General features: G+C 52.1%; 2 rRNA genes. Both read right to left on the bottom strand.

The features are described 5' to 3' along the window. Positions 1-12 precede the first annotated feature (12 nt). Positions 13-125: ribosomal RNA gene (gene rrf, locus N5C88_RS31335) — 5S ribosomal RNA — on the bottom strand. Positions 126-323: 198 nt separating this feature from the next. Further along, positions 324-3,206: ribosomal RNA gene (locus N5C88_RS31330) — 23S ribosomal RNA — on the bottom strand. Between the last annotated feature and the right edge of the window lie 139 nt (positions 3,207-3,345).

Below are 3,345 nucleotides of genomic sequence, written 5' to 3'. Positions count from 1 at the left end.
TGCGGAATAAAAGCTTGACGATGACCTACTTTCACAGACGTCCGTCCACTATCATCGGCGCAAAGTCGTTTCACTGTCCTGTTCGGGATGGGAAGGAGTGGGACCAACTCGCTATGGTCGTCAAGCGTAACTGGTTGAGCGGTTACGGTTAGGCAACTGCTCCAATCTTGGAAGAAACACAACGCGTGGCGATCAGAGTCAGACTCGATGATCACGCACGGTGGGGTGTAATTGGTGTTGGCTGGCTGCTGACGGTGCAGCCAGATTTTGTATTGAACGACACTTGGAACGCTACATCACCAGGTCATAACCATCAGTGTTATAGGATCAAGCCTCACGGGCAATTAGTATCGGTTAGCTTAACGCATTACTGCGCTTCCACACCCGACCTATCAACGTCCTGGTCTCGAACGACCCTTCAGGGGGATCAAGTCCCCGGGATACCTTATCTTCAGACGAGTTTCCCGCTTAGATGCCTTCAGCGGTTATCTCTTCCGTACTTAGCTACCCGGCAATGCCATTGGCATGACAACCGGTACACCAGAGGTACGTCCACTCCGGTCCTCTCGTACTAGGAGCAGGCTCCGTCAAGTATCCAACGCCCACGGCAGATAGGGACCAAACTGTCTCACGACGTTTTAAACCCAGCTCACGTACCTCTTTAAATGGCGAACAGCCATACCCTTGGGACCGGCTACAGCCCCAGGATGAGATGAGCCGACATCGAGGTGCCAAACACCGCCGTCGATATGAACTCTTGGGCGGTATCAGCCTGTTATCCCCAGAGTACCTTTTATCCGTTGAGCGATGGCCCTTCCATTCAGAACCACCGGATCACTATGTCCTGCTTTCGCACCTGTTCGACTTGTCAGTCTCACAGTCAAGCACGCTTATGCCATTGCACTATCAGCACGATTTCCGACCGTACCTAGCGTACCTTCGAACTCCTCCGTTACACTTTGGGAGGAGACCGCCCCAGTCAAACTGCCCACCATGCACTGTCCCCGATCCGGATAACGGACCAAGGTTAGAACCGCAAACAAACCAGGGTGGTATTTCAAGGATGGCTCCACGTGATCTAGCGACCACGCTTCAAAGCCTCCCACCTATCCTACACAGGCCGGTTCACAGATCAATGCAAAGCTACAGTAAAGGTTCATGGGGTCTTTCCGTCTAGCCGCGGGTAGATTGCATCATCACAAACACTTCAACTTCGCTGAGTCTCAGGAGGAGACAGTGTGGCCATCGTTACGCCATTCGTGCAGGTCGGAACTTACCCGACAAGGAATTTCGCTACCTTAGGACCGTTATAGTTACGGCCGCCGTTTACCGGGGCTTCGATCAAGAGCTTGCACCCCATCACTTAACCTTCCGGCACCGGGCAGGCGTCACACCCTATACGTCGACTTTCGTCTTTGCAGAGTGCTGTGTTTTTAATAAACAGTCGCAGCCACCGATTCTCTGCGACCCCATCATGCTAAGCGCGCAGGCGCTTCACACTACCGGGGTATACCTTCTCCCGAAGTTACGGTATCAATTTGCCGAGTTCCTTCTCCTGAGTTCTCTCAAGCGCCTTGGAATATTCATCCCGTCCACCTGTGTCGGTTTGCGGTACGGTCTCGTACAGCTGAAGCTTAGAGGCTTTTCTTGGAACCACTTCCAATCACTTCGCAAGCAATGCTCGCTCGTGCCACACCCTTGATTTACGCGCCCGGATTTGCCTAAGCGCCATCTTCGATACAGCAACAGGGACATCCAACACCCTGATGATCTTCCGCGATCCGTCCCCCCATCGCACTGTACGACGGTGCTGGAATATTAACCAGCTTCCCATCAGCTACGCATCTCTGCCTCGCCTTAGGGGCCGACTCACCCTGCGCCGATGAACGTTGCGCAGGAAACCTTGGACTTACGGCGAGGGGGCTTTTCACCCCCTTTATCGCTACTCATGTCAGCATTCGCACTTCTGATACCTCCAGCAGCCTTTACAAGCCACCTTCGCAGGCTTACAGAACGCTCTCCTACCGCGTGCACAAAGTGCACACCCGCAGCTTCGGTTTATCGCTTAGCCCCGTTACATCTTCCGCGCAGGACGACTCGATCAGTGAGCTATTACGCTTTCTTTAAAGGATGGCTGCTTCTAAGCCAACCTCCTGACTGTCTATGCCTTCCCACTTCGTTTCCCACTTAGCGATAATTTGGGACCTTAGCTGGCGGTCTGGGTTGTTTCCCTCTTGAGTCCGGACGTTAGCACCCGGTGCTCTGTCTCCCAAGCTGTACTTGCGGGTATTCGGAGTTTGCCATAGTTTGGTAAGTCGCCATGACCCCCTAGCTATAACAGTGCTCTACCCCCCGCAGTAATACTTGAGGCACTACCTAAATAGTTTTCGGAGAGAACCAGCTATTTCCAGATTTGTTTAGCCTTTCACCCCTATCCACAGCTCATCCCCTAATTTTTCAACATTAGTGGGTTCGGTCCTCCAGCACGTGTTACCGTGCCTTCAACCTGGCCATGGATAGATCATCTGGTTTCGGGTCTACACCCAGCGACTGAATCGCCCTATTCGGACTCGCTTTCGCTACGGCTTCCCTATTCGGTTAACCTTGCCACTGAATGTAAGTCGCTGACCCATTATACAAAAGGTACGCAGTCACCCCACAAGGAGGCTCCTACTGTTTGTATGCATACGGTTTCAGGATCTATTTCACTCCCCTTCCGGGGTTCTTTTCGCCTTTCCCTCACGGTACTGGTTCACTATCGGTCGATCACGAGTATTTAGCCTTGGAGGATGGTCCCCCCATCTTCAAACAGGATTTCACGTGTCCCGCCCTACTTTTCTTACGCTTAGTTCCACACACAAGATTTCGCCTACAGGGCTATCACCTGCTACGGCCGGACTTTCCATTCCGTTCGACTATCTTGCGTGCTAAAACGTAAAGGCTCTTCCGATTTCGCTCGCCACTACTTTCGGAATCTCGGTTGATTTCTTTTCCTCGAGCTACTGAGATGTTTCAGTTCACCCGGTTCGCTTCCACTGGCCTATGTATTCAGCCAGGGATACCGCATTGCTGCGGTGGGTTTCCCCATTCGGACATCTACGGATCAAAGCTTGTTTGCCAGCTCCCCGTAGCTTTTCGCAGGCTACTACGTCCTTCATCGCCTGTGATCGCCAAGGCATCCACCATATGCACTTAGTCGCTTGATCCTATAACGCTGTAGGCTATAGGACCTGAGTATTAGCGTTTGTGCCGTTCATAAGTTTCAAAGCAGTCTGAGGTTATTCACCCCAGTCTTGAGAACTTGGAACAAAATTAATGCAATCACAACCCGTACTTATCTTCATC

The sequence above is a fragment of the Achromobacter sp. GD03932 genome (genome assembly GCF_029839485.1).
GTDB classification, from domain to species: domain Bacteria; phylum Pseudomonadota; class Gammaproteobacteria; order Burkholderiales; family Burkholderiaceae_B; genus Achromobacter; species Achromobacter bronchisepticus_A.
This window is presented reverse-complemented; position numbering and strand designations above follow the sequence as displayed.